This window comes from Devosia sp. Soil_C_22, from assembly GCF_057657195.1.
Genome location: NZ_JBDGIY010000001.1, coordinates 484,089 through 507,060 on the forward strand (window position 1 = coordinate 484,089; position 22,972 = coordinate 507,060).

Consider the following 22,972-nt stretch of genomic DNA (forward strand, 5'->3'; position numbering starts at 1 on the left):
CCCACTTCCTATCCTGCCGCCTTCACCCGATCCCAGCGGTTCTGCTGGGTCAGCACCGAGCGGATATAGGCCATGTTGGCCTCGACCTGGTCGGCCGGCAGCTCGGCCGCGAACAGCGCGCGGCTCTCCTCGAACCGGCCTTGAAGCCCGAGCACCAGCGCGAGGTTCTGGCGGATCTGGCCCGTGGCGCCCGGCAGCTTGACGGCCGTTCGCAACTCGGCCTCAGCTTTGTCGAGGTCGTTGGTCATCATGTAGGAGAGGCCGAGATTGGCGTGGAGCGAAGGCTGGTTCGGCGCGATCTTGAGCGCCGTGCCGTAGACCCGGCGCGCCTCGGCGTTGCGCCCCTGCTGGTCGAGGATGGCGCCCTTGACCAGCAGCGCGTTCCAGTTGGGAGCAGTCGGATCGATGGCGCGCTCGACGATATTCAGCGCCTGGTCGAAGCGGCCCGCCGCCGACAGTGCCTTGGCATAGTTGACGAGAACGTCGACGTCGTTGGGGTGCTTGCTGATGCCGCCCTCGAGCACCGCCGCCGCCTGCTCCGGTTGCCCATTCGCCCGCAGCGCGGCCGAGTAGTAGATGATCGTCGCCTTGTCCGCCGGCTTCTTCTTGTAGAGGGCGGCCAGGCGCGCCAGCGCCTCGCCCTGCTTGCTTGCCGGCAGGCTGGCCTCGGTGCCGATGCTGCCCGTGGTCATCGGGCTCGTGGCGCAGGCCGATAGCGCCAGCGCGGCAACGCCGCACAGCAGCAGGCGAGCGAGAGGCTCCAGCGATGGCGAGACGAGGCGGAACGACACGAGACACTTCTCCGGGCGATGCGTTTTGCGAGAGTGAGCCCATAGCCAGCAATAATTGATTAACCCTAACGGCCGGTTAAGCCGCGTTGCGCACGAGCCCCGGCCGTTGTCACGCGCCACTGTCGGGCGTACACAAATCCACCTCACTCGCCGACCGGATTTCCAAGCATGGCCAAGACCAAGTCGCTCCCCCTCATCGCCGTGGAGGAGGGGAGCCTGCCCGCAGCGCTGACGCCAACGCAGGCCAGATGGGCGAAATCGCAGGGCTTTTCGGGTCAGCGCGGCAAGCTGCTGGCGCTGCCAGGCGAGGATGGCGCGGTCGCCGGTTACCTCTTCGGCCTCGGCGCCCCGGCCGGTCGTCCCGGCCTGATCCTGGGCAACGCCGCCGCGGTGCTCGAGCCCGGCCGCTACCGTCTCGAGGGCGAGTTCGGCGATCCGACTCTGGCGGCCCTCGGCTTCCGGCTCGGCGCCTACCGCTTCGACAGCTACAGGAAGCCGCGCGATCCGGCGCTGCTCGACGACGTCGAGGGGGCCGACATGGCCGAGGTGACGCGCCTCGCCGAAGCCGCCTACCTGGCGCGCGATCTGGTGAACACGCCGGCCAACGATCTGGGGCCCGATGCGTTGGAGAAGCAGATCCGCGCCTTCGCCAAGCGGCACAAGCTGGAGGTGAGCGTCGTCGCCGGGGACGAGCTGCTGAAGCAGAATTTCCCTATGATCCATGCGGTCGGCCGGGCCGCCTCCGAGGCGCCGCGGCTGGTCGAGTTCAGCTGGGGCAAGGCCAAGGATCCGAAAATTACGCTGGTGGGCAAGGGGGTTACCTTCGATACCGGCGGGCTCGACATCAAGCCGGCCTCGGGCATGGCGCTGATGAAGAAGGACATGGGCGGCGCCGCCAACATCCTCGGGCTGGCCCACGCGATCATCGAAGCCAAGCTCCGGATGCGGCTGCGCGTCCTAATCCCGATCGTCGAGAATGCCATTGCCGGCCCGTCCTTCCGCCCCGGCGACATCCTGCGCGCCCGCAACGGCACCACGGTCGAGATCGGCAATACCGATGCCGAAGGCCGGCTGATCCTCGGTGATGCGCTGGCGCTGGCCGACGAGGAGAGCCCGGAATTGATCGTCGACATGGCGACGCTGACCGGCGCAGCGCGGACGGCGCTCGGACCCGAGCTGCCGCCGCTCTATGCCACGGACGATGTGCTGGCGCGCGCGCTGATGGATGCCGGGACTGCGCTCGACGATCCGCTCTGGCAGCTGCCGCTGTGGACCCCGTACGAGTCGATGATCTCGAGCAAGATCGCCGATGTGAACAATGCCGGGGCCGGCGGCTTTGCCGGTTCGATCACGGCGGCGCTGTTCCTTCGTCGCTTCGTCAGGCAGGCTAAGTCCTGGGCGCACCTCGATATTTACGCCTGGGCGCCGGAAGCGCGGCCGGGCCGGACCTGGGGCGGGACGGACCAGGGCATCCGCGCCGTGTACGGATACCTGAAGCAGCGATATTGTTGACAAAGTCAATGATATAGCCGCTACTGTCATCCATCATGGATGACACCGCCCGCATTGCCGAGATTCGCCGCTTCAATCGCGCCTTCGCGCGCTGGCTGCGGCTGTTCAACGAGCACTATTCCAAGACCGAGTTCAGCCCGGCCGAGAGCCGGCTGTTCTATGAGCTGTCGGCGGCGGGTCACGCGAGCGCGGTCGACCTCGCGCGTGCCATGGGCGTCGATCCGGCCTACATGAGCCGCATGGTGCAGAAACTGGTGTCGCTGGGCCTCGTTGCCGTGACCCCCGGCACGGCCGACCGCCGCCGCAGTGAGCTGGCGCTGACGCGCGACGGCGATCAGGTTTTCGCCCGGCAGAACCTTGCCGCCGACGAGTCGATCGCCAACCTCATCGCGCCGCTCACCGAGACCGAACGTGGCGAACTGGTCTCGGCGATGCAGACGATCCTGCGCATCCTCGAACGCGAGGACGAGGGCGGCGCCATCGTGCTCCGTCCGCACCGCATCGGCGACATCGCCCATGTCGTGGCGCGGCAGGCGGTGGTCTATGCCGAGGAGTTCGGCTGGAACGGCAGCTACGAAGGGCTGGCCGCCGAGATCGCCGGCAAGTTCCTGCAGGATTTCGATCCCGCCACCGAAGGCTGCTGGATCGCCGAGCGCTCGGGCCGGGTCATCGGCTCGGTATTCGTCGTAGATGCCGGCAACGGCGTCGCGCAGCTGCGGCTGCTCTATGTCGAGCGCGAGGCGCGCGGGCTGGGCGTCGGCAAGCTGCTGGTCGACCAGGTCGTCGCCTTCGCCCGCGACAAGGGCTATCGCAAGATCCGGCTGTGGACGCAGTCCGACCTGGTTGCGGCGCGCAAAGTCTATGCCGCCACCCGCTTCACTCTGGTGGAAAGCAAACCGCACCACAGTTTTGGCAAGGACCTTATCGGCGAATACTGGGAGCTGGAGCTGTAGCCTGCGGCTCCCGTTCATCCATGTGGCAACTGGGCGGCCCTTTTCCGGATGGCGGCCCAATTCCGTTCATCCGACGTCAATGACCGGTTCATCAGGGCCACGCTGAAACGGCAGCCACGCTGCCTCTTCCTTGCCGTTCGTCACCCCGAAAGACTGCGAAACCGGGCGTCCCGCCGCCCGTCTCGGACTTGTCCCCGCCACCCCCGTCCATGGCAAAATACGCCCTGGAAATGACCAACGAGATTGTGGCGATGTCCGACCGGAACGCGAGCCCCCAAACTGAACGAATCGACCCGGAAGCGTTCAATAGCCCCGGTTCAGATCCACAACGTTGGGCAGCGGTAGGCCCTGCTCGTGGTCCTTGATCACCCGCGAGAAGTACGCGACGCCGGTGCGCTCGCTCGAGGCGGCGGCGATGTGGGGGGTGATGTAGACATTGTCGAGGGTCCAGAGCGGGGAGTCCCGGGGCAGGGGCTCGACTTCGAACACGTCGAGGCTGGCAGCCTTGAGCGTGCCGTCGCCCAGCGCGCGGACGATGTCGGCTTCCTTCTGGTGGCCGCCGCGGGCAGCGTTGATCACCACCGGGCCTTCGCCATCCAACCCGCCGCCACGAAGCTTGGAGAACGTGTCGTAGTTGAGGATGCCGTGCGTTTCGGGCGTCAGCGGCAGCAGGTTCACGAGAATGTCGGTACCGTTGAGGAACGCGTCGAACTCGGCGGCTCCGGTGAACACCTCGACGCCCTCGACCGCCTTGGGGGTGCGGCTCCAGCCGCGCAGCTTGTAGCCGAACACCTTGAGGTGCCGGATCGCATCCATGCCGAGCTGGCCGAGACCCATCACGCCGACATTGGCGTCCCAAGCCGGGGCCGGGTAGAGCTGTACCCACTTGCGGGCCGCCTGATCGCGCTTGAAGCGCGTGTCGAGCCGGTGGTGACGGGTGACTTCGGCGAGCACATAGTCACTCATGCGCTGCGTCAGGTCCTCGTCCATGAAGCGGACGACCGGCACGTTGCGCGGCAGGTTGGGATGGCGCAGCAGTGCATCGACGCCGGCGCCCAGCGAGAGCACCGCCTTGAGGTTGACCAGCCCGTCGAAGGCGTCCGGCTTGGGCTTCCAGATGAAGATGTATTCGATCTCGGCTGGATCGTAGCTGTCGGCGCGCGTCACCACCTTGCGGCCGGGCAGGGCGGCGGCGAAGCCATCGGCCCAGCGGCGCTCGTTGAAATCGGCCAGGTGCAGCAGCAAGGTCATACGGAGATCCCCCCAAAGAAATGAGCCGCACCAGGGGCGCGGCTCATGAAGAAAAATCGGTGTCCGATTACGGCGTTGCCGGAGCGGCAGGCTGCTGGGTGCCCGGCGCGGTCGGCGCGTCGGTCGCCGGCGTTTCGCCACTGCCCGGAGCGCTGGTGGTCGGGGTGCCCTGCACTGGCGTTTCGCTCTGCGATTCGGTCGGCGTCGCGACGGCGTCTGCGTCGGTCGGCGTCGCCGGGGTAGCACCATCGGTCGGCGCGGTAGCCTCTGCCGGCGCGGCAGCCTCGGCCTCGGGTGCCGGGAAGGCGACCGGGTTGGCCGACAGCGTCTGCAGGTAGGCGAGGATGTTGGCGCGCTCCACCGGATCCTTGACGCCCGCGAAAGCCATCTTGGTGCCAGGAGCGTAGTCCTTGGGCGACATCAGGAAGTGATCGAGATTCTCGAACGTCCAGGTGTCGCCGTTGGCGTGGTGCTCGAGCATCGCGTCGGAATAGGCAAAGCCCTCGTGGCTGCCTTCCGGCCGGCCGACGACGTCATACAGCAGCGGGCCGGTCTTGTTGGGCTCGCCCGCACCGAAATTGTGGCAGCTCGAGCACTTGCGCACCGCAGCCTGGCCAGCGGCCGCATCGGCGCTGGCAAGGAGTACGGCGAGCGGCACGGTGGGCTCCTCGGGGGCGGCTTCGCCGCCAGCCTCGGCCACTTCCGGCTCTGGCAGGGTGTAGCCCGGGCCACGGTCCTGGATGGGGTGGTAGATGGCTTCCGCCAGGAACCCTACGCCCATGACGAACAGCAGGGTGCCGAGAACGGCGCCAATGATCTTGTTGAGTTCGAAAGAATCCATCGCGGGTATCTTAGCCTTTTGAGCCCGGTTCTCGAGGCGGCGGGAATGACGAGGCCATAGCGACCCTCGTCCGGCCCTGCAAGGCCCGACCCGACGCGCCGGGAAGATATTCGCTCATACCTTGGGGTGCAACCGCGATCCGCCGCCTGCGACACGATGGAAACAGGAGCAGATTGCTCAACATTGACTTGAGCTTGCGCCGGTCGCATTAAGGCCGCGCTTTGTCCTGTCCTAAGGTTGCAAGAGAATGAAAAAGATCGCGTTCCAGGGGGAACCGGGTGCCTTCAGCCATGCTGCGGCCCACGCGCTCTTTCCCGGTGACGAGGCGCTGCCCTGCACCACCTTCGAGGACACCATAGCCGCCGTGAAGAACGGCGCTGCCGACTACGGCGTCGTGCCGGTGGAAAACTCGCTCTATGGCCGCATCACCGACATCTACCATTTGCTGCCGGAAAGCGGGCTCCACATCACCGGCGAGCACTTCCTGCGCATCGAGATGAACCTGCTCGGCCTGCCGGGCACCAAGCTCGAAGAGATCAAGTCGGTGCAGTCGCTCTCGGTGGCGCTGGGCCAGTGCCGCAAGTTCATCACCAAGCACAAGCTCAAGACCATCAACGCCGTCGACACGGCCGGCTCGGCCCGCGAGATCGCGCAGAACGGCGACAAGTCGGTGGGCGCCATCGCCTCGCGCTTTGCCGCCGAGGTCTACGGGCTCGAGGTCATCGCCCCCAATATCGAGGACGCCGCGCACAACACCACGCGTTTCCTCGTGATTTCAAAGCAACCCGAAGAGGCCAAGCCCGGCAACGGCAAGGTGAAGACCACGTTCGTCTTCCGCGTGCGCAACGTGCCCGCGGCGCTCTACAAGGCGATGGGCGGGTTTGCCACCAATGGGGTGAACATGACCAAGCTCGAGAGCTACATGCTCGACGGCTCGTTCACCGCCACCCAGTTCTACGCCGATATCGAGGGCCACCCGGTCGACCGGTCGGTGCAGCTCGCCTTCGAGGAGCTGCAATTCTTCACCGACCATTTCCGGATTTTGGGCGTCTACCCGGCGGCTTCCTCGAGCGAGGCTCAGTAGAAGTCGTCGTCGTCCTCGGCGGTCGGCAGGTCGGCCGTGACGCCCCAGTCGAGATCGCTTTCGTCGTCCTCGCGCCGCGCTTCGGCTTCGAGAATTTCGTGCTGGAACGCCGGCAGGTAGAGCGGGGCGCCGACCTCGCGGGTCGCGGCGCGCTGCATTTCGGCCATGGCGATCAGGTGGTGGGGAACGCGGACGGACTTCAACATGACAAGCCTCCTTTGGGCTCGATGTTGATGAGAATGCGCCCGAGTTTGTTAACAAGGTCTGATGGGGGTGTTCAGGTTCGGCGGGCGTGCATGTGGCCGCCCCCTCCACCGCCTTCGGCGGTCCCCCTCCCCCGTTTCACGGTGGAGGACCTGCTGTGGCACGATCTCGCCGTGATCCTCCCCTGCGTAGCGGGGGAGGGGGACCAGCGTAGCTGGTGGAGGGGGCGAGCCGCCCGGCACTAAGCCGCCGTCGGCGTGAACTTCAGCGCCAGCCCGTTCATGCAGTAGCGCAGGCCGGTGGGCGGGGGGCCGTCGGGGAAGACGTGGCCCAGGTGGCCGCCGCAGCGGCGGCAGTGGACCTCGGTGCGCGGATAGCCGAGCAGGGTGTCGGTGCTCTCGCCCACCGCGTTGTCGAGCGGCTGGTAAAAGCTTGGCCAGCCGGTGTGGCTCTCATATTTGGTGGCGGCATCGAACAGCGCCAGGTCGCAGCCGGCGCAGGAGAAGGTGCCGGGACGGTGCTCCTCCAGCAGCGGCGAGGTACCGGGAAACTCGGTGTTTTCGTGCCGCAGCACCTCGAACACGTCGGCCGGCAGCTTGGCCCGCCATTCGTCCTCGGTCATGGTGATCTCGAATGTGCCTTCGGCCGCGACGCTCCGGCCCATCGGCCGCATGATGAACGCTGCGGCGCCGATCGCAGCGACCGCCGCGCCACCGAACAGGAAATTCCGCCGATCCTTGCGCATTTCGAGCACTCCTTGCTGGCAACCATCCTAGCGGGGCATCGGCCGCCGCACACCACAAATGGCCGTGTCCCGCCCGGGGCGGACGGGACACGATCAATGCTTCATTCGCCGTCGTGGCGGCAAAGGTTACATCTTGGGCAGCAGCACCTTGTCGATGACGTGAATCACGCCGTTCGACTGGATGACGTCGGCGATCGTCACGTTGGCGACGCCGCCGGTTTCATCGGTGATGGTGACCTTGCCGTCCGCGGCCTTCAGCGTCAGCACGCAACCGCCCACCGTCTCGACCTTGTGCTCGCCGCCATCGTCCATGACCATCTTGGTGATGTCGGCGGCGAGTGCCTTGGCCGGGATCACGTGGCAGGTCAGGATCTTGGTGAGCTGCTCCTTGTTCTCGGGCTTGAGCAGGCTGTCGACGGTGCCGGCCGGCAGGGCGTCGAAGGCCGCATTGACCGGGGCGAGCACGGTGAATGGGCCTTCGCCCTTCAGCGTCTCGACGAGGCCGGCGGCCTGCACCGCAGCAACCAGCGTGGTGTGGTCGGGCGAGGTCACCGCGTTGTCGATGATGTCCTTGTTCTCGTACATCGGCATGCCGCCGACCATCGGGTTCTCGGCATGGGCGGCGCCGGAAATGGCGGTGACCGAAAGCATGGCCGAAATGGCAAGTACGCGCAGGGTGGAGAGCTTCATGTTTGTTCCTTCCTCTGGATGCATCCGCATTGTGTTGCGGAAAGGCACCCGGAGTTACGGAAGGTGTTTCGGCTCAGTTTCGGATCAATTCTGGTCGCGGCACGGATTATTTGCGAAACTTTTTCGCGGCCGCTCTCGTAGGCGCGTGGCCTAGATCTCGGTCGCCGTGCCGACGGCGACGATCGGGCCCTGGGCGACGCCGGTGGGCGAGCCGCCCTTCTGCTCGAGCGTGATGGCGAACACGGTGCCGGCTTCGATATTGGCCCTGGCGGCCGCATCGAGCGGGATCTCTCGGCGCTCGTTGACGGGCAGCACGCCCATCGATACGGCGGGGGCATCCCCCTTGATGTACCAGAGTTCGTAATCGCGATCGGGCACGGCCTCGCCGCTGAGCGAGCGGATGCGCACCTGGCCCTGTGCCGCATCGTAGAAGGCGACGAACTCGACGCCCGAACCCTCCTGGGCCTGGATGGCGGCGACCAGCTGCGTGGCCAGCACATCGGCATCGACGCGTGGCTGCATCAGGTTGAAGCCCACCGCCAGCACGGCGACGGCGGCCGCCGCCGCGGTCAGCCCGCGCCACAGCGCCAGCGAATCCCACAGGCTCCTGCGGGTCGGGGCGCCGAACAGCCGGGTCTCGATGCGCGCGAGGGCGCCGGCGGGCGCGGTGGCTTCGGCGAACTGGGTATCGAGGCTCGAGAGCCGTGTGCGCCACAGGGCGAGCTCCGCGGCCAGCGCCGGCTCGGCGGCGACACGGCGCGCGAAGGCGCCGCGCTCGCTGCCTTCCAGCAGGCCGAGCGCATACTCGGCGACCAGGATCCGGTCGTCCTCGCTCGCGCCGCTGTGTCCGTCCGTGCTCATGCCGAAAGGCAGTCCCGCAGTTTGATCAGGCTCCGTCGGAGCCAGGTTCGCATGGTGTTGAGCGGCACGCTGTGGCGCGTCGCCAGGTCTTCGTAGCTGTAGCCGTCGAGATAGGCGCCCCGTACGCAATCGGCTTTGTCGGGCTCGAGCGTTTCGAGGCATCCCTCGATCTGCGCGCGCTCCGAGCTCTGGATCGAGGCCTGCTCGGGATCCGGCCCTCCATCGGCCAGGTCGAGCTGTTCATCGATATCGTCGCCGGCCGGCTTGCGGGCCCTGAGCACGTCGAGCGAATGGTTGCGCGCCACTGCCACCAGCCAGCTGATCGGACTGTAGGCGCCCTGCACGTAGCGGTCGGCACGCTGCCAGATCTTCACGTAGACGTCCTGCAGCGCCTCCTCGGCTTCCGCCCTGTCCTTGAGAATACGGAGCGCCACCCCGAAAAGTTTCGCGCTCGTCCGCGTGTAGAGCTCGCGAAACGCGGCGCGGTCCCGCAGCGCGGTGCGGGCGATGAGGTCGGCGATCTCGGCGCTCGCGGGGCTCGTCATGGCCGGACCATAACCAAAGGCTTTGCACCTGCCTATCCCGCCGCAGTCACGAAATCTTCGCGATTGTTCGGTTGAAGCCGGGGTGGGGACTTGGAAAGCGCTTTCGACTCCTGGTGAATGCGCTATAGGGACGAGGACAATGGATACTTTGCGCGCCATGCCGGACATCGAGACGTTTTCACGAGACGCAGCCGTCCTCTCGCAGGCGCTGCCCTACATGCAGCGCTATGAGGGCAAGACCGTCGTCGTGAAATATGGCGGGCACGCCATGGGCGATGCCGAGCTTGGTCGCGCCTTCGCCCGCGACATCGCGCTCCTGAAGCAGTCGCGCGTCAATCCGATCGTCGTGCATGGCGGCGGCCCGCAGATCGCCTCGATGCTGAAGAATCTCGGCATCGAGTCCAAGTTCGAGGGCGGGTTGCGCGTCACCGACCAGCGGACCATGGAAGTGGTCGAGATGGTCCTGGCCGGCTCGATCAACAAGGAAATCGTGGCGCTGATCAATGCCGAGGGCGAGTGGGCCATCGGCCTCTGCGGCAAGGACGGCAACATGGTCTTTGCCAAAAAGGCCGTGAAGACCGTCAAGGATCCCGGCTCCAATATCGAGCGCGTGCTTGATCTCGGCTTTGTCGGCGAGCCGGTGGAAGTCGACCGCACGTTGCTCGATACGCTGGCGCGTTCCGAGATGATCCCGGTGATCGCGCCGGTGGCTCCCGGCCGCGACGGCGCCACCTACAACATCAATGCTGATACCTTTGCCGGCGCCATTGCCGGCTCGCTCGGCGCCAAGCGCCTGCTGTTCCTGACCGACGTCGACGGTGTGCTCGACGCGAACAAGAAGCTCATCCCCGAACTGACGGTGCGCGATGCCAAGGCGCTGATCGCCGACGGCACGATTTCGGGCGGCATGATCCCCAAGGTCGAGACCTGCCTCGAGGCGCTGGAGACGGGCGTCGAGGGCGTGGTGATCCTCAACGGCAAGACCCCGCACGTGGTGCTGGTCGAGCTGTTCACCGAGCATGGCGCGGGTACGCTGATCGTTCGGTAGACGGCGGGGCCGGCGTTGTTGACCGTGGTTGCGGCGGGATGCGGGCGCAATCCGCCCGCGTCGCTACTGCTTCAGCCACGGCGTCTTTACGCCCGAGGCGAGTGTATCCGCGCCACGCTGCGCCGTTACATGGGTGGTGACGTTTGGCACTGCCGCGGTCTCGTCGGCCTTGACGGCCTGGGCGATGGACTGCCCCAGCAGGAACAGGACGAGGGCAGTCGCGGCGAAAGTGGTGAGGCTGCTGTTCATGGCGCGCTCCGATGGTCTGGCACGAGCCAACTCGCATCGGGGCGGGGCCGGATTGTGGGCGGAGCCGGGCCCATCTGTGGCATTTGAACTGTTTTCGAAACCATTGGTTAGCCAGTGGTAAACCGGCAACGCGCGCCCCGCCGGCAGTAAGGGAAGGGGCGCCGCAGCGCCCCTTCCGGCTCAGGCTTCGGCGACCACCGGGGCGGCCGGCGCATGCTGCCCGCCGGCGTCCTCGGGACGCTTGATCTTGAGGAATGGCACAAGCACCACCACCAGCGCGAACGCGACGATCTGGTAGATGATCGCCGGTGCAGCAGCCTCGGCAAAGGCCGTGTGCGGCGGCGCTCCCGTCGCGAACTGCGCGGCAAGGCCGGAAAAGAAGATCTCGCCCACCAGCGCCACGCCCACCGCGCCGCCGATCTGCTGGAAGGCCTGCAGCGCGCCCGAGCCGGCCCCGGCATCGCGCGGCGGCACGCCCGCCAGCACCGACTGGAACAGGCCCGAAAAGCCGAGCCCGAGCCCCAGCCCAGCGAGGTAGAGCGGCGGCAGGAACACCCAGTGGTTGGTCGTCTCGCCCAGCCCCCGAATGGTCAGGTCGAGCCAGGTGATGCCGACCACGAGGATGGCCGCGCCCAGCCCGAGCCGGGTGCGCAGGTATTTCTGCCCCAGCCGGCCGATGAACAGCGACACCGTGAGCACGCCGACGGAGAAGGGCGTGTTGGTGAGGCCGGATTCGAGCGGGGTGAAACCGTAGCCAGACTGCAGCATCAGCGACAGCACCATGAACATCGCCGGAATGCCCGAGGCGAAGATGGTGGTGATGACGAGGCCGAGCAGGTAGTTCGGATTGCTGATCAGGCTGAAGTTGAGCAGCTGCGGCTGGTTCTCGGCGGCGCGCTGGCGCTGCCACCAGATGAAGGCAACGGCGAGAACCGCAGACAGCGCCATCAGCCCCCAGGTCCAGGCCGGCCAGCCGACAGTGTGGCCCTCGATCAGCGGAAAGACGATCGCAACGATGGCGGCACCGAACAGAAGGATGCCGACATAGTCGTTCTTGAGGCCGGGGTGACCCGGGGTGCGCGGGATCAGGAACCACCCCGCGACCACGGCGAGGATGCCGAACGGGATGTTGACGAGGAAGATCGGCCGCCAGTCGAGCCCACCGATATCGAGCGCGATCAGGATGCCGCCCAGGATCGGGCCGGACACGGCCGCAAGGCCGGCGCTGAGCCCGAACAGCGAGAAGGCCTGTCCCTTTTCCTCGGGTGGGAAGGTCACCTGCGCGATGGCCAGCACCTGCGGCGTCATCGCCGCGCCGGCAAGCCCCTGCAGTACCCGCGCGAAGATCAGCCACTCGATCGACGGCGCCAGCCCGCAGAAGGCCGAAGCCAGCGTGAAGGCGGCAACGCCGATGAGGAACATGCGCGTCCGCCCGACGATGTCGCCGAGCCGGCCGAACGGCAGCAGGCCGAGCGCGAAGCTGAGCACATAGGCGGCGATCACCCACTCGATCTCGCTGGGCGTGGCGCCCAGGTTCTCCTGCAGGCTCGGCAGCGCCACGTTCACGATGGTCACGTCCATCAGGTTCATGAAGCTGGCGAGCAGCAGCACGAACAGTGCGACCCAGCGGCGCGGATCAGCATCCGCCTTGGATTGGGGGACATGGAAGGGATGGCTCATGGTTCAGTCCTTCGTCGAAGCTGGGTTACGGACCGCGCGCCGCAGCTCGGCGCATAGTCTTTCGTAATTGTCGGGTGAGGGGTCGCCGGAGCGACAAAATGCAATGAGCGCGCCGATGAACATCACCGAGGCCGGCTCGGGGTCGATGTCGGGCCGGAAGCTGCCCTGCTCGCGGCCAGCGGCGAAGATATCGGCCACCATCTTCTGCCAGTGGCGCTGCAATGGCTCGATCGCCGCCTTGACCTCGGGGTCGCGGCGCCCGCGCTCGATCAGCTCGCCCATCACGGCGATGATCTCCGGCTGCTCGGCATACATCTCGCGGAAATCGTAGAATTCGTGCTCGAGCTGCTCGGTCGCCGGCAGGTGGGCCCGCGGCCGCGCCAGCGACTGGGCCCGGAATTCGGTCTTCATCGTCTCGGCGACGAGCCCGATCAGCGCTTCCTTGGTCGGCACGTGGTAGTGCAGCGTCGCGATGTTGATGCCGACGCGCTCGGCAATGTCGCGCGTCCTCAGGCCCTCGACGCCTTTCTCGACGATCAGCGCCCGCGCCGCCCGCGCGATCGCCGCCCGGCGATCCTCGCTGCTTTCGCGCTTCTGCAACACAGCTTCGCCCATCGGGCCTCCTTGTCGGGCGTGGCCAATACGCCTCTCCACTGTCTCAATCAAGTGATTGATTGAATGGTGAGGGACTGGCTGCCATGTGCCTGGCGCAAGGGTGCGAAGTCGACGGGCTTGCTGTATGCTCGCCGCCATGAACGAGATCGCCACCCCACTCGCCGCCCGCTCGCTGTCCCACGTCACCGACTGGGTCTTCGACCTCGACAACACGCTCTATCCGCGCGAGTGCAACCTGTTCGCGCAGATCGACCTGCTGATCTCGGACTATATGGTCAGCGTCACCCAGCTGCCCTACGACGAGGCGCGGGCGCTGCAGAAGAGCTACTACCGCGACTACGGCACCACCCTGAACGGGTTGATGCAGCGCCACGAGGTCGATCCCGACCACTTCCTCTCCACCGTGCATGCCATCGACTACAGCCCGGTACAGCAACATCCCGACCTGATCGGCGCCATCCGCGCCCTGCCGGGGCGGAAGTTCATCCTGACCAACGGCGATGTCGGCCATGCCCGCTCGGTGCTCGGCCGGCTGGGGCAAGCGGATGATCTGTTCGAGGATATTTTCGACATCCGCGCCATGCGCTACCGGCCCAAGCCGCTGCCCGAAGCCTATGAGGCGTTCTTCACGCTACACGGCATCGATGCCAAACGGGCGGCGATGTTCGACGACCTCGAAAAGAACCTGAAGGTGCCGCACGACACCGGCATGGTGACCGTGCAGGTGGTGGCCGGCGAGGACTTCGCCCACGAGCAGGTAGAGGCGTGGGAACTGGAGCGCACGGTCGGGGAACATGTGCACCATGTGACGGCGGATCTGGCGGGGTTCTTGCGGAAGCTGCCGTAGAAACAGGCGCCAACCTTGTAGCGACGCGCCCTCTCCCCCTTGGCGGGGGAGACGCGAGACTTGCGAGCGCAGCGAGTTAGTCGCAGCAGAGAGGGGGGCACGCGCCGGACTCGCCTCACCCCGCCAGCTTCACCTCAGGCAGGTTGTAGTGCTCGCGGATCACGTTCCAGCCTTCCTCGGCGCTGTCGACCAGCGTGAAGAGCTGGGGATCGTCGGGAGCGATGGTGCCGGCTTCGGCGAGGGCCTCGAAGTTGATCACCTTGGCCCAGAACTCCTTGCCGAACAGCAATAACGGCACGCGGTCCATGCGGCCGGTCTGGATCAGGGTCAGCGTCTCGAAAAACTCGTCGAGCGTGCCGAAGCCGCCGGGGAAGATGGCCACGGCGCGGGCGCGCAGCAGGAAGTGGATCTTCCGCGTCGCGAAGTAGTGGAAGTTGAAGCAGAGGTCCGGCGTCACGTAGCCGTTCGGCATCTGCTCGTGCGGCAGCACGATGTTGAGCCCGATCGAGGGCGCGTCGACATCCGCCGCGCCGCGATTGCCCGCTTCCATCACGCCCGGCCCGCCGCCCGTGACCACGACATAGTCGGCAAAGTTCAGCGCCCGCGAGGTCAGCGAGGCATACTGTGCGAAGCGGCGGGCTTCCTCGTAGTAGCGCGAGGCGGCCTCGAGGTTCCTCTTCTGCGTTTCGTTGCGCGCCGCCCAGGCCGGCTTGCCGGGCTCGGGGATGCGCGCGCCGCCGAACAGCACCACCGTCGAGCGGATGCCGTACTCGCGCATGCGGAATTCCGGCTTGAGATATTCGAGCTGGAAACGCACGCCGCGCGTATCCTCGCTCGTCATGAACTCTTCGTCGGAATAGGCAAGCCGGAAGGCGGCCGATTCGGTCTGCGGCGAGGACGGCGCCCGCTTGGCTGCATCGAGGTCCTCGACCGAGGTGCGCAGCGGGGTGTGGGCGCGTCTGGCCATTCTGGCGTCTCCGAAAGTCGAACGTAAGCTTGTCACGGGCAGGGTTAAGGATCGTTGACAGGCAGGCGGGGCCGGATAATGTCCGGCCGCTCCCCCTTCCGCACTGAAAGTTGCCCCATGTCCCAAGCCGATCTCGCCCAGACCATCGATGCCGCCTGGGAGGCTCGCGCCGAGATCAACACCGCGACCACCGGCTCCGTCCGCGAGGCGGTGGAGACTGCGCTGGAACTGCTCGATAGCGGCAAGGCCCGCGTCGCCGAGCGCCGCGGCCAGGGCGACTGGGTGGTGAACCAGTGGCTGAAGAAGGCAGTGCTGCTGAGCTTCCGCCTCAACGACAACCGCATGATCGCCGGCTCCGCCGGCGGCGCCTCGTGGTGGGACAAGGTGCCGACCAAGTTCGAGGGCTGGAGCGAGAACACCTTCCGCGATGCCGGCTTCCGCGCCGTGCCGGGCGCTGTGGCGCGCAAGTCGGCCTTTGTCGGCCGCAACGTCATCCTGATGCCCAGCTTCGTCAATGTCGGGGCCTATGTCGACGAGGGCACCATGGTCGACACCTGGGCGACCGTGGGCAGCTGCGCGCAGATCGGCAAGAACGTGCACCTCTCCGGCGGCGTCGGCATTGGCGGCGTCCTCGAGCCGCTGCAGGCCGGCCCGGTCATCATCGAGGACAACTGCTTTATCGGCGCCCGCTCGGAAATGGTCGAGGGCGTCGTCGTCGGCGAGGGCTCGGTGATCTCGATGGGCGTGTTCATCGGCGCCTCGACCAAGATCGTCGATCGTGCCACCGGCGAAATCCACATCGGCAAGGTGCCGCCCTATTCGGTGGTGGTGTCCGGCAGCCTGCCCGGCAAGCCGCTGCCCAACGGCCAGCCCGGGCCGAACCTCTATTGTGCGGTGATCGTCAAGACCGTCGACGCGCAGACGCGGAGCAAGACCGGCATCAACGAACTGCTGCGGGACTGAATTGATCGACGCCACAAAGCTTCTCGCCGACCTGATCCGCGAGCCTTCCGTCACCCCGGAACTGCACGGCGTCTTCGACGTGCTCGAGGCGGTGCTGACGCCACTCGGCTTCACCTGCGAGCGCGTGCGCTTCGAGGGCGATGGGTCGTACCCCGTCGACAACCTGTTCGCGACGCGCGGACAGGGCGGAAAACACCTGCTGTTCTGCGGCCATACCGACGTGGTGACACCAGGCGACCTTGCCGCCTGGCAGCATCCGCCCTTTGCCGCCGATATCGAGGATGGGCTGATCTACGGCCGTGGCGCCGCCGACATGAAGTCGGGCATTGCCGCCTTCATTGCCGCCGTGGCGCGGGCCGGCGAGGGCGCGGGCACCATCTCGCTCGCCATCACCAATGATGAGGAAGCCGACAGCGTCAACGGCATCGACAAGCTGATGCGTTGGGCCGTGGACAAGGGCCACCGTTTCGATTTCGCCATCGTCGGCGAGCCGAGCGCCACGGCGCGGGTGGGGGATTCGATCAAGGTCGGCCGGCGCGGCTCGTTCAGCGGGCAGATCCGGGTCAACGGCACGCAGGGCCACGTCGCCTATCCCGATCGCGCCAACAACCCGCTGCCGGTAGCCGCGACGCTGGTGCTGGCCCTCAGCGGCAAGCTCGACGATGGTACGGAGCATTTCCAGCCGTCCAACCTCGAATTCACCTCGGTCGATGTCGGCAATACCACCGGCAACGTGATTCCGGCTTCGGCGCTGCTGCGCTTCAACGTACGCCACAATGATCGCTGGACGCCCGAGAGCCTGGCCACGGCGATCAACGACGTGATCGCCAACCAGGATCTGCGCGGCACCCATGTCGAGTTCACCGCGCTGGGCAGGTCGTCGCGCTCGTTCCTCTCCTCGCTCGACGGCGGCGTCGACACGCTGATCGAGACAATCGCGCGGCGCACCGGCATTCCGCCTGAGCTTTCGACCGGCGGCGGCACCTCCGATGCCCGTTTCATCGCCGAGTATTGCCCAGTGGTGGAGTTCGGCCTCGTCGGGCCGACCATGCACAAGGTCGACGAGCATATCCGGCTGTCCGACCTCGAGGAGCTGGTGTCGCTCTACGCGCAGTTCATCGCAGACTACCTGAGGTGAACGCGTTTGCCGAGCTCTGGCGCGCGGTGCTCGGCTGGCTCGACCTGCTGACCGCGCGGCCCGATGCAGCGGAGAAGTTCGCGCTCACCCGTGCCGGCCTCGTCAACGCGGCCGGCTTCTACCTCGCCGTGGTGGTGGCGGTGCTGGTGATCGAGGTGAGCCTGTCGGGCTTTCCCGGCTGGAACGCGGTGGCGTTGAGCATTGGCGTGAACGTCGTCCGCCTCGCTGCGATCTGGCTGGTCGCCTGGCTGACCGTGCGCGCCATGGGCGGCAGCTTTCTCGGCATCGTCGTCCCGGCAAGCTATGCCATGGGCTTCGTGCTTGCGCTCGCGCTGCCGCTCGCCTATCTGGCCGGCTCCAACGTCACGGTGGCGTTGCTCGGGGTGCGCGCCTTCCTGTTCTACCGCGCTGCGCGCCAGCCGGGCGGCCTGGGGCTGGGCATTTCCGCCGCATTCGCTATTCTTTGCATTGTTGTTCTTGCCGCCATCCCGCTAGGCCTCTACATGCTCACGAGCGGTGGGCTGGCAACTGGCTAAGGCTCAATTGGACAAGACTTTTCTCAACGAGGCACGTGCGGCGGCACGCGGTGTTCTCGCCCTGCTGACGGGCGATCGCACGGCGTCGGGCTATTTCCTGTTCAACCAGGTCGGGCTCGTTTCGAGCTTCATCGCCGTGCTGCTGGTCACGACCGTCGAGCTGCTGGCCACTTCGGCGCTCATCTCGGGCGGGCTGTTCGCGGCACTGGTGCAGAATGCGCTCGTCTATGCCGCCGTGCTCGGCGCCTCGGCGCTCTACCTGCGCCAGATCGGCCGCGGCGATGCCTTCCTGCCGTTCATGGTCACGCTGAACTGGTCGAACGCCGTGCTGTCGCTCGGCCTGCTGGCGGCCATGCTGCTGGGGCTCAGCTTCCTCGTCGTCGTCGCCGCGGTCGCCGCCATCGTTGTCTCGATCAACATCGCGCGGCTGATCATGACGCTTAAGCCGCTGCAGATCGCCCTGCTGATCGTGGCTCAGGTGGTCGGCGTCTTCGCCGCGGTGATCCTACTGACGGTGTTGTTTCCGCCCTCGCCCGAGCAACTGGCCGAGATCACGGCTGCGGCGGGTAATCGACCCTAGTCAGGTAGAGCCCGTCTGGCGGCGCCAGCGGCCCGCAGCGCGAGCGATCGGCGGCGTCGAGCGCAGCACGGAAATCGGCCGGCCGCCACTTTCCGTCGCCGACCAGCTTCAGCGACCCCACCATCGAGCGCACCTGCGAATGGAGGAAGCTGCGCGCCTTGGCCACAACGACAATGGTCTCGGCCTCGCGGCGCACATTGAAGATGTCGAGCGTGCGGATAGGCGAATTGGCCTGGCACTCGGCGGCGCGGAAGGTGGAAAAATCGTGCCGGCCGAGGATGAGCTGCGCCGCCGCGTGCATTGCGTCGGCATCAAGCGGCACCGGCACGTGCCACACCTTGCCGTCGTCGAGCGCCGGCCGGGCGCGGCGGTTGAGGATGCGATACTCGTAGTGCCGGGCAATGGCCGAGAAGCGGGCCTCGAAACTTTCGTCGACGCGATCGGCAGTCAGGATCGACACCGGGTGCGGCTTGGTGTGGAAGTTCAGCGCCTCGCGGACCTTGAACGGATCCCATTCGCGCTCGAGATCGAAATGCACGACCTGGCCGAGAGCGTGGACGCCTGCATCGGTGCGGCCGGCCGCCTGCGTCACCGGGCTTTCGCCGGAAAAGCGCGCTATGGCGTCCTCGAGCACCTGCTGCACGGAAGGATCGCGCGCTTGGCGCTGCCAGCCGCAGAACGGGCGGCCGTCATATTCGATGGTGAGGCGGTAGCGGGGCATCAGGGGAGGGGCCCGGGATATTGCCCCAACCACGGAGTCATTCCCGCGAAAGCGGGAACCTCTGTTTGCGGCGCGTGCCAGGAAAACAGAGATCCCCGCTTTCGCGGGGATGACACCGAGTATGAGGCGGCTGCAGTGCCCATCAAATGACCTGCTCCGGCAACGCCCCCGCGCCGCGCAGGAACGTCGCGGCATCCATCGCCGCCTTGCCTTCGCGCTGCACCGTGACGAGGCGCACCGCGCCTTCGCCGCAGGCGATGGTCAGCTCGGGCAGCATGGTTCCCGGCGCACCGGACCCTGCAACCAGCGTCGAGCGCAGCGCCTTCACCCGCACCGGCTGGCCGTTCAACTCGAGCTCGAACCAGGCGCCGGGGAACGGCGACAGCCCGCGGATCAGGTTGTGCACCTCGCTCGCGGGCTTCGTCCAATCGATCCGCGCCTCGGCCTTGTCGATCTTGCTGGCGTAGGTGACGCCATCTTCAGGCTGCGGAGTGAAATGCAGGCTCCCGCGCTCGAGCGCCGCCAGCGCCCGGCCCATCAGGTCGGCGCCCACCAGCATCATCTTGTCGTGCAGCTCGCCCGAGGTCATGTCGGGACCGATCGGCATCTCCTCGATCAGCCCGACCGGGCCGGTATCGAGCCCTTCGTCCATCTGCATGACCATCACGCCGGTACGTGCATCGCCCGCCATCACCGCCCGCTGGATCGGCGCCGCGCCACGCCAGCGCGGCAGCAGCGAACCGTGGAGGTTCAGGCAGCCGAGCTCCGGCGCCTCGAGGATCGGCTTGGGCAGGATCAGGCCATAGGCGACGACCACCCCGACCTCGGCACCGAGCGAGGCGAACACCTCCTGCTCGGGCACACCCTTCAGCGAGCGCGGCGTGAACACCGGAATACCGAATTTCTCGGCCGCCTCATGCACCGGCGACCTGCGCTCGGCCTGCCCGCGTCCGGCTGGCTTTGGCGCGCGTGTGTAGACGGCGACGACCTCGTGGCCGGTCGAGACGATTTCGGTGAGGGTGGGCACGGCGAATTCCGGCGTGCCCATGAAGACGATTTTCATTGCGTACTCGCCACCGTCGGTTGGCTCCCCTCCCCCTTGAGGGGAGGGGTTGGGGGTGGGGTCCATCGGTGATCACCGCACTACCCTCTCCCTCAATCCCTCCCCTCAAGGGGGAGGGAGGCGACGGCGGCGCGACAGTGGCAGGCCGTCAGCCCGCCTTGCGGTTCAGCCGCTCCGCCTTCTGGAACTTCTTCAGCACGCGGTCGCGCTTCAGCCGGCTCAGGTAATCGATGTAGAGCACGCCATCGAGATGGTCGATCTCGTGCTGGATGCAGATGGCGAGGCGCTCCTTGGCGTCGCGCTCGACCACCTTGCCGTCGAGATCGGTGTAGCGGACGGTGATTTCGGCCGGGCGCTCGACATCGTAGTAGAGCTCGGGGATGGAGAGACATCCCTCCTCGGTGACGACCGTCTCGTCGGAATATTTGAGGATTTCCGGGTTCACCATCACGATCGGGTCCGGCTCCTCGCCGTCCTTGGCGAGGTCCATGACGACGATGCGCTTGAGCTCGCCCACTTGCGGCGCGGCGAGGCCGATGCCGGGCGCGTCGTACATGGTGTCGAGCATGTCCTTGGCGAGTTGCTTCACCCCGTCGTCGATCTTCTCGATCGGCTCCGCAATGGCGCGCAGGCGCTCGTCAGGGAGAATGAGGATAGGCAGCTTTGCCATGGAGATTGCGGTCCTTTCGGGGAGATGTCGCTGAATATGGTATTTCCCTGCGCCCGGTCAACGCCCACCCCGTTCACCGCTCGTCAACTCAATTCGGGCAACCGTGAACAATGAGGGAACATCTTATCCGAATCGTGTAAGCTGCTGAAATGGACCGCGTGCTCTTCGTCATTGCCGATACCCCGATCACCCTCGAGATCGCCGCTCTGGCGGGCGCCGGGTTGTTCGCCGCGCTGCTGATCGCCATGCTGGTGGTGCTCGTCCGTCAGTCGCGAGCGCGCACCGAAGAGGCGCGGCAGCGGGCCGAGGAGGCCGAGATCCTGCGGCAGAAATCGGCCGAGAACGAGCGGCATCTGGCCGACATGATCCGCATCCAGTCCGAGATGACCGGCCGTATGCAGACCATGTCGGAGATTTTCGGCTCGCGGACCTCGGATCTCGCGCGGCTGGTCAACGAGCGGCTCGACAGCCAGGGCCAGCGCATCGGCGCGGCCATGCAGGAGAGCAATACCAAGACCAATGAGAGCCTCGCCAAGCTCCAGGAGCGGCTGGCGGTGATCGACCGAGCGCAGTCCAATATTGCGCAGCTGAGCCAGAACGTCGTGTCGCTGCAGTCCATCCTCGCCAACAAGCAGACCCGCGGCGCCTTCGGGCAGGGGCGCATGGAGGCGATCCTCGGTGATGGGCTGGCGCAGAACGCCTATGCCTTCCAGGCGACGCTCTCCAATGGCAGCCGGCCCGACGCGCTCGTGCATATGCCCAACAACGCGCCCTCGCTTGTGATCGACGCGAAGTTCCCGCTCGAAAGCTGGCAGCGTTTCGCCGAGGCGGCGAACGAGGATCCGCGCTTTGCCGCGGCGGGCTTCCGCAACGACATGGGCGTCCACATCAAGGCGATCTCGGAAAAATACCTGATCGCGGGCGAGACCGCGGACACCGCTTTCCTGTTCGTGCCCTCGGAATCGATCTTTGCCGACCTTCACGAGCATTTCGAGGATGTCGTGCAGCGGGCGCTGAAGGCGCGCGTGGTGATCGTTTCGCCGTCCATCCTGATGCTGTCCATCCAGGTGGTGCAGGCGCTGCTGCGCGACGTGAAGATGCGCGAGGAGGCCTATCGCATCCAGACCGAGGTGCGGGCGCTGCTCGGTGATGTCGGTCGGCTCGACGAGCGCGTGCGCAAGCTGCAGACGCACTTCACCCAGGCCGGCAACGATATCGGTGACATCCTCACCTCCTCCACCAAGGTGCTGCGCCGCGGCGAGCGCATCGAGGCGATGGATTTTGACGAGGCGCCGCCGCAACAGCGGCTGGCCGGCGAATAGCCGGATCGTTTCGGCCCTTCTCTGCGTTTCCCCGCAAGGAACAGAGGAGGATGCGATGAGCTCAGACCTGCGCGACCTGGTTGGACAGGACTTGCCGGCCGGCAATGACGGCGACACGCCGGGCTATACGTCGCCGGTCAGCCCCAGCGAGATCGAGGAATTGCTTTATTCCGAGCAGTGGCCGGTAGAGGAGCGGATCGAGCGGCTGCGCGCCATGTGGGCCGAGCTCGATGAGCTCGAGGCGCCTGATTTCGGCGACAACGACCCGCTCGAGCTGATCCGCCAGATCGATGCGGCGATCGCCAGCCTCGAGGGGCTGGGCGGCGAGGGTATGGACCCGACCTCGATCGACCACGATCCGGGCGCGCATCGCGAGACGCTGTCGCCCGATTCCGACGAACTCGAGGAGCTCGAAGAGGAGGACGAGGACGAGAGCGCCGACGTAGCCGACGACAGCGAGATCGACAAGAGCCAGTGGATCGACGGGCTGGACGACGAGAGCTAGAGCGCCGTCCGCGCCTTAAGCGCCTGACTGAGCGTGCCCTCGTCGAGATAGTCAAGCTCGCCACCCACTGGCACGCCATGCGCGAGGCGGGTGATCTTCACCCCGCTCGGGGCGAGGCGGTCGGTGATGTAGTGCGCCGTGGTTTGGCCCTCGACGGTGGCGTTCACCGCCAGCACGATCTCGGAGAATTCCGGGGCGCGGCGAAGCAGGGCGTCGATCGAGAGGTCGTCCGGGCCGACGCCGTCGAGCGGCGACAGCACGCCGCCCAGCACGTGATACTTGACCTGCCCGACGCCGGCGCGCTCGAGCGCCCAGAGGTCGGAGACATCCTCGACCACGATCAGCAGGCCGGCGTCACGACGCGGATCGGCACAGATGTGGCAGGGCGAGCGCGTATCGATATTGCCGCAGGTCTCGCACACGGTCACCGCCTCGACGGCGCGATCGAGCGCGGCCGACAGCGGGATCATCAACTGCTCCTTCTTCTTGATCAGGTGCAGCACGGCGCGGCGGGCCGAGCGCGGGCCGAGGCCCGGCATGCGGGCGAGGAGCTGGATCAGCTGTTCGATCTCGGGGCCGGACTGGCTCATC

27 protein-coding genes are annotated in these 22,972 nt (G+C 66.5%); 11 read left to right on the forward strand and 16 right to left on the reverse strand.

Translation table 11 applies throughout. From position 1 onward, the window contains the following. Window positions 1-8: 8 nt before the first annotated feature. Entirely contained in the window at window positions 9-791 is a 783-nt protein-coding gene (locus tag AC3A6I_RS02275; protein ID WP_487541516.1) for a tetratricopeptide repeat protein, read from the reverse strand. A 168-nt stretch (window positions 792-959) separates the two neighbouring features. Between AC3A6I_RS02275 and AC3A6I_RS02280 the strand changes: the two genes are divergently transcribed. Both AC3A6I_RS02280 and AC3A6I_RS02285 read left to right on the forward strand, forming a co-directional pair. Continuing rightward, complete coding sequence (locus AC3A6I_RS02280) at window positions 960-2,303, forward strand: leucyl aminopeptidase family protein (RefSeq protein WP_487541518.1); 1,344 nt, start codon at window positions 960-962, stop codon at window positions 2,301-2,303. Window positions 2,304-2,338: 35 nt separating this feature from the next. Continuing rightward, on the forward strand, window positions 2,339-3,256 hold the full coding sequence (locus AC3A6I_RS02285; RefSeq protein ID WP_487541520.1) for a bifunctional helix-turn-helix transcriptional regulator/GNAT family N-acetyltransferase: 918 nt from the start codon (window positions 2,339-2,341) through the stop codon (window positions 3,254-3,256). A gap of 303 nt (window positions 3,257-3,559) precedes the next feature. Here the strand turns inward: AC3A6I_RS02285 and AC3A6I_RS02290 are convergent, their stop codons facing one another. Further along, the gene (locus tag AC3A6I_RS02290; protein WP_487541521.1) at window positions 3,560-4,507 is read right to left on the reverse strand and encodes a 2-hydroxyacid dehydrogenase; all 948 of its coding nucleotides are present in this window, start codon (window positions 4,505-4,507) and stop codon (window positions 3,560-3,562) included. A gap of 67 nt (window positions 4,508-4,574) precedes the next feature. Further along, the gene (locus tag AC3A6I_RS02295; protein ID WP_487541523.1) at window positions 4,575-5,348 is read right to left on the reverse strand and encodes a c-type cytochrome; all 774 of its coding nucleotides are present in this window, start codon (window positions 5,346-5,348) and stop codon (window positions 4,575-4,577) included. A gap of 247 nt (window positions 5,349-5,595) precedes the next feature. Here AC3A6I_RS02295 and AC3A6I_RS02300 point away from each other — a divergent pair, with 247 nt between their 5' ends. Continuing rightward, entirely contained in the window at window positions 5,596-6,432 is an 837-nt protein-coding gene (locus AC3A6I_RS02300) for a prephenate dehydratase (RefSeq protein ID WP_487541525.1), read from the forward strand. On the opposite strand, the gene AC3A6I_RS02305 is transcribed toward AC3A6I_RS02300, so the two are convergent. The 5 genes from AC3A6I_RS02305 to AC3A6I_RS02325 form a co-directional block, all read right to left on the reverse strand. Continuing rightward, window positions 6,426-6,638: a hypothetical protein gene (locus AC3A6I_RS02305; protein WP_487541527.1), complete on the reverse strand. Its 213-nt coding sequence runs from the start codon at window positions 6,636-6,638 to the stop codon at window positions 6,426-6,428. The genes AC3A6I_RS02300 and AC3A6I_RS02305 overlap by 7 nt on opposite strands. 239 nt (window positions 6,639-6,877) lie before the next feature. Further along, on the reverse strand, window positions 6,878-7,381 hold the full coding sequence (gene msrB / locus AC3A6I_RS02310) for a peptide-methionine (R)-S-oxide reductase MsrB (protein ID WP_487541529.1): 504 nt from the start codon (window positions 7,379-7,381) through the stop codon (window positions 6,878-6,880). Between the two features lie 126 nt (window positions 7,382-7,507). Further along, the gene (locus tag AC3A6I_RS02315) at window positions 7,508-8,071 is read right to left on the reverse strand and encodes a fasciclin domain-containing protein (RefSeq protein WP_487541531.1); all 564 of its coding nucleotides are present in this window, start codon (window positions 8,069-8,071) and stop codon (window positions 7,508-7,510) included. 150 nt (window positions 8,072-8,221) lie between these two features. Then, entirely contained in the window at window positions 8,222-8,932 is a 711-nt protein-coding gene (locus AC3A6I_RS02320) for an anti-sigma factor (RefSeq protein WP_487541532.1), read from the reverse strand. After that, the gene (locus AC3A6I_RS02325) at window positions 8,929-9,477 is read right to left on the reverse strand and encodes a sigma-70 family RNA polymerase sigma factor (protein WP_487541534.1); all 549 of its coding nucleotides are present in this window, start codon (window positions 9,475-9,477) and stop codon (window positions 8,929-8,931) included. The genes AC3A6I_RS02320 and AC3A6I_RS02325 overlap by 4 nt, the downstream gene beginning before the upstream one ends. A 157-nt stretch (window positions 9,478-9,634) precedes the next feature. On the opposite strand from AC3A6I_RS02325, the gene argB reads away from it, so the two are divergent. Continuing rightward, complete coding sequence (gene argB, locus AC3A6I_RS02330) at window positions 9,635-10,525, forward strand: acetylglutamate kinase (protein ID WP_487544970.1); 891 nt, start codon at window positions 9,635-9,637, stop codon at window positions 10,523-10,525. A gap of 63 nt (window positions 10,526-10,588) precedes the next feature. On the opposite strand, the gene AC3A6I_RS02335 is transcribed toward argB, so the two are convergent. The 3 genes from AC3A6I_RS02335 to AC3A6I_RS02345 all read right to left on the reverse strand — a co-directional run bounded on the left by AC3A6I_RS02335 (window position 10,589) and on the right by AC3A6I_RS02345 (window position 13,069). Next, window positions 10,589-10,774 (reverse strand): hypothetical protein, encoded by a 186-nt coding sequence (locus tag AC3A6I_RS02335; protein ID WP_487541536.1) that lies wholly within the window; start codon window positions 10,772-10,774, stop codon window positions 10,589-10,591. A gap of 180 nt (window positions 10,775-10,954) precedes the next feature. After that, window positions 10,955-12,454 carry an MFS transporter gene (locus tag AC3A6I_RS02340; protein WP_487541538.1) on the reverse strand — a complete coding sequence of 500 codons (1,500 nt, stop codon included), beginning with the start codon at window positions 12,452-12,454 and terminating at the stop codon, window positions 10,955-10,957. 3 nt (window positions 12,455-12,457) lie between these two features. Then, window positions 12,458-13,069, reverse strand: coding sequence for a TetR/AcrR family transcriptional regulator (locus AC3A6I_RS02345; RefSeq protein WP_487541539.1), 612 nt, complete (start codon window positions 13,067-13,069; stop codon window positions 12,458-12,460). Between the two features lie 124 nt (window positions 13,070-13,193). Here AC3A6I_RS02345 and AC3A6I_RS02350 point away from each other — a divergent pair, with 124 nt between their 5' ends. Next, on the forward strand, window positions 13,194-13,916 hold the full coding sequence (locus AC3A6I_RS02350; RefSeq protein ID WP_487541540.1) for a pyrimidine 5'-nucleotidase: 723 nt from the start codon (window positions 13,194-13,196) through the stop codon (window positions 13,914-13,916). A 115-nt stretch (window positions 13,917-14,031) separates the two neighbouring features. Here the strand turns inward: AC3A6I_RS02350 and AC3A6I_RS02355 are convergent, their stop codons facing one another. Further along, the gene (locus tag AC3A6I_RS02355) at window positions 14,032-14,883 is read right to left on the reverse strand and encodes an LOG family protein (protein ID WP_487541542.1); all 852 of its coding nucleotides are present in this window, start codon (window positions 14,881-14,883) and stop codon (window positions 14,032-14,034) included. A gap of 117 nt (window positions 14,884-15,000) precedes the next feature. Between AC3A6I_RS02355 and dapD the strand changes: the two genes are divergently transcribed. Genes dapD through AC3A6I_RS02375 form a run of 4 tightly spaced genes read left to right on the forward strand, consistent with a single transcriptional unit; the run spans window position 15,001 to window position 18,100 of the window. After that, window positions 15,001-15,846: a 2,3,4,5-tetrahydropyridine-2,6-dicarboxylate N-succinyltransferase gene (gene dapD / locus AC3A6I_RS02360; protein ID WP_487541543.1), complete on the forward strand. Its 846-nt coding sequence runs from the start codon at window positions 15,001-15,003 to the stop codon at window positions 15,844-15,846. Window position 15,847: 1 nt separating this feature from the next. Further along, window positions 15,848-16,984, forward strand: a complete 1,137-nt coding sequence (dapE, locus tag AC3A6I_RS02365) for a succinyl-diaminopimelate desuccinylase (RefSeq protein ID WP_487541545.1) — start codon at window positions 15,848-15,850, stop codon at window positions 16,982-16,984. After that, entirely contained in the window at window positions 16,981-17,520 is a 540-nt protein-coding gene (locus AC3A6I_RS02370) for a hypothetical protein (RefSeq protein WP_487541547.1), read from the forward strand. The genes dapE and AC3A6I_RS02370 overlap by 4 nt, the downstream gene beginning before the upstream one ends. Window positions 17,521-17,527: 7 nt before the next feature. Next, window positions 17,528-18,100 (forward strand): hypothetical protein, encoded by a 573-nt coding sequence (locus AC3A6I_RS02375; protein WP_487541549.1) that lies wholly within the window; start codon window positions 17,528-17,530, stop codon window positions 18,098-18,100. Here AC3A6I_RS02375 and truA read toward each other — a convergent pair. The 3 genes from truA to def form a co-directional block, all read right to left on the reverse strand. Next, window positions 18,072-18,821, reverse strand: a complete 750-nt coding sequence (gene truA / locus AC3A6I_RS02380; RefSeq protein ID WP_487541551.1) for a tRNA pseudouridine(38-40) synthase TruA — start codon at window positions 18,819-18,821, stop codon at window positions 18,072-18,074. The genes AC3A6I_RS02375 and truA overlap by 29 nt on opposite strands. Window positions 18,822-18,963: 142 nt before the next feature. Continuing rightward, on the reverse strand, window positions 18,964-19,884 hold the full coding sequence (gene fmt, locus AC3A6I_RS02385; protein ID WP_487541553.1) for a methionyl-tRNA formyltransferase: 921 nt from the start codon (window positions 19,882-19,884) through the stop codon (window positions 18,964-18,966). Window positions 19,885-20,032: 148 nt separating this feature from the next. Continuing rightward, complete coding sequence (gene def, locus AC3A6I_RS02390; RefSeq protein ID WP_487541555.1) at window positions 20,033-20,554, reverse strand: peptide deformylase; 522 nt, start codon at window positions 20,552-20,554, stop codon at window positions 20,033-20,035. A gap of 149 nt (window positions 20,555-20,703) precedes the next feature. On the opposite strand from def, the gene AC3A6I_RS02395 reads away from it, so the two are divergent. Both AC3A6I_RS02395 and AC3A6I_RS02400 read left to right on the forward strand, forming a co-directional pair. Further along, a complete protein-coding gene (locus AC3A6I_RS02395) occupies window positions 20,704-21,876 on the forward strand; it encodes a DNA recombination protein RmuC (RefSeq protein WP_487541557.1) in 1,173 nt (390 codons plus the stop codon). Between the two features lie 55 nt (window positions 21,877-21,931). Next, a complete protein-coding gene (locus AC3A6I_RS02400; RefSeq protein WP_487541559.1) occupies window positions 21,932-22,381 on the forward strand; it encodes a hypothetical protein in 450 nt (149 codons plus the stop codon). Here the strand turns inward: AC3A6I_RS02400 and recR are convergent. Beyond that, a complete protein-coding gene (recR, locus tag AC3A6I_RS02405) occupies window positions 22,378-22,971 on the reverse strand; it encodes a recombination mediator RecR (RefSeq protein WP_487541560.1) in 594 nt (197 codons plus the stop codon). The genes AC3A6I_RS02400 and recR overlap by 4 nt on opposite strands. Window position 22,972: the final 1 nt, after the last annotated feature.

Bases quoted from the DNA above. Each gene is read 5' to 3' on its own strand.
- AC3A6I_RS02280 (WP_487541518.1), top strand. From the start codon at position 960: ATGGCCAAGACCAAGTCGCTCCCCCTCATCGCCGTGGAGGAGGGGAGC.
- AC3A6I_RS02285 (WP_487541520.1), top strand. From the start codon at position 2,339: ATGGATGACACCGCCCGCATTGCCGAGATTCGCCGCTTCAATCGCGCC.
- AC3A6I_RS02290 (WP_487541521.1), bottom strand. From the start codon at position 4,507: ATGACCTTGCTGCTGCACCTGGCCGATTTCAACGAGCGCCGCTGGGCC.
- AC3A6I_RS02295 (WP_487541523.1), bottom strand. From the start codon at position 5,348: ATGGATTCTTTCGAACTCAACAAGATCATTGGCGCCGTTCTCGGCACC.
- AC3A6I_RS02300 (WP_487541525.1), top strand. From the start codon at position 5,596: ATGAAAAAGATCGCGTTCCAGGGGGAACCGGGTGCCTTCAGCCATGCT.
- AC3A6I_RS02305 (WP_487541527.1), bottom strand. From the start codon at position 6,638: ATGTTGAAGTCCGTCCGCGTTCCCCACCACCTGATCGCCATGGCCGAA.
- msrB (WP_487541529.1), bottom strand. From the start codon at position 7,381: ATGCGCAAGGATCGGCGGAATTTCCTGTTCGGTGGCGCGGCGGTCGCT.
- AC3A6I_RS02315 (WP_487541531.1), bottom strand. From the start codon at position 8,071: ATGAAGCTCTCCACCCTGCGCGTACTTGCCATTTCGGCCATGCTTTCG.
- AC3A6I_RS02320 (WP_487541532.1), bottom strand. From the start codon at position 8,932: ATGAGCACGGACGGACACAGCGGCGCGAGCGAGGACGACCGGATCCTG.
- AC3A6I_RS02325 (WP_487541534.1), bottom strand. From the start codon at position 9,477: ATGACGAGCCCCGCGAGCGCCGAGATCGCCGACCTCATCGCCCGCACC.
- argB (WP_487544970.1), top strand. From the start codon at position 9,635: ATGCCGGACATCGAGACGTTTTCACGAGACGCAGCCGTCCTCTCGCAG.
- AC3A6I_RS02335 (WP_487541536.1), bottom strand. From the start codon at position 10,774: ATGAACAGCAGCCTCACCACTTTCGCCGCGACTGCCCTCGTCCTGTTC.
- AC3A6I_RS02340 (WP_487541538.1), bottom strand. From the start codon at position 12,454: ATGAGCCATCCCTTCCATGTCCCCCAATCCAAGGCGGATGCTGATCCG.
- AC3A6I_RS02345 (WP_487541539.1), bottom strand. From the start codon at position 13,069: ATGGGCGAAGCTGTGTTGCAGAAGCGCGAAAGCAGCGAGGATCGCCGG.
- AC3A6I_RS02350 (WP_487541540.1), top strand. From the start codon at position 13,194: ATGCTCGCCGCCATGAACGAGATCGCCACCCCACTCGCCGCCCGCTCG.
- AC3A6I_RS02355 (WP_487541542.1), bottom strand. From the start codon at position 14,883: ATGGCCAGACGCGCCCACACCCCGCTGCGCACCTCGGTCGAGGACCTC.
- dapD (WP_487541543.1), top strand. From the start codon at position 15,001: ATGTCCCAAGCCGATCTCGCCCAGACCATCGATGCCGCCTGGGAGGCT.
- truA (WP_487541551.1), bottom strand. From the start codon at position 18,821: ATGCCCCGCTACCGCCTCACCATCGAATATGACGGCCGCCCGTTCTGC.
- fmt (WP_487541553.1), bottom strand. From the start codon at position 19,884: ATGAAAATCGTCTTCATGGGCACGCCGGAATTCGCCGTGCCCACCCTC.
- def (WP_487541555.1), bottom strand. From the start codon at position 20,554: ATGGCAAAGCTGCCTATCCTCATTCTCCCTGACGAGCGCCTGCGCGCC.
- AC3A6I_RS02395 (WP_487541557.1), top strand. From the start codon at position 20,704: ATGGACCGCGTGCTCTTCGTCATTGCCGATACCCCGATCACCCTCGAG.
- AC3A6I_RS02400 (WP_487541559.1), top strand. From the start codon at position 21,932: ATGAGCTCAGACCTGCGCGACCTGGTTGGACAGGACTTGCCGGCCGGC.
- recR (WP_487541560.1), bottom strand. From the start codon at position 22,971: ATGAGCCAGTCCGGCCCCGAGATCGAACAGCTGATCCAGCTCCTCGCC.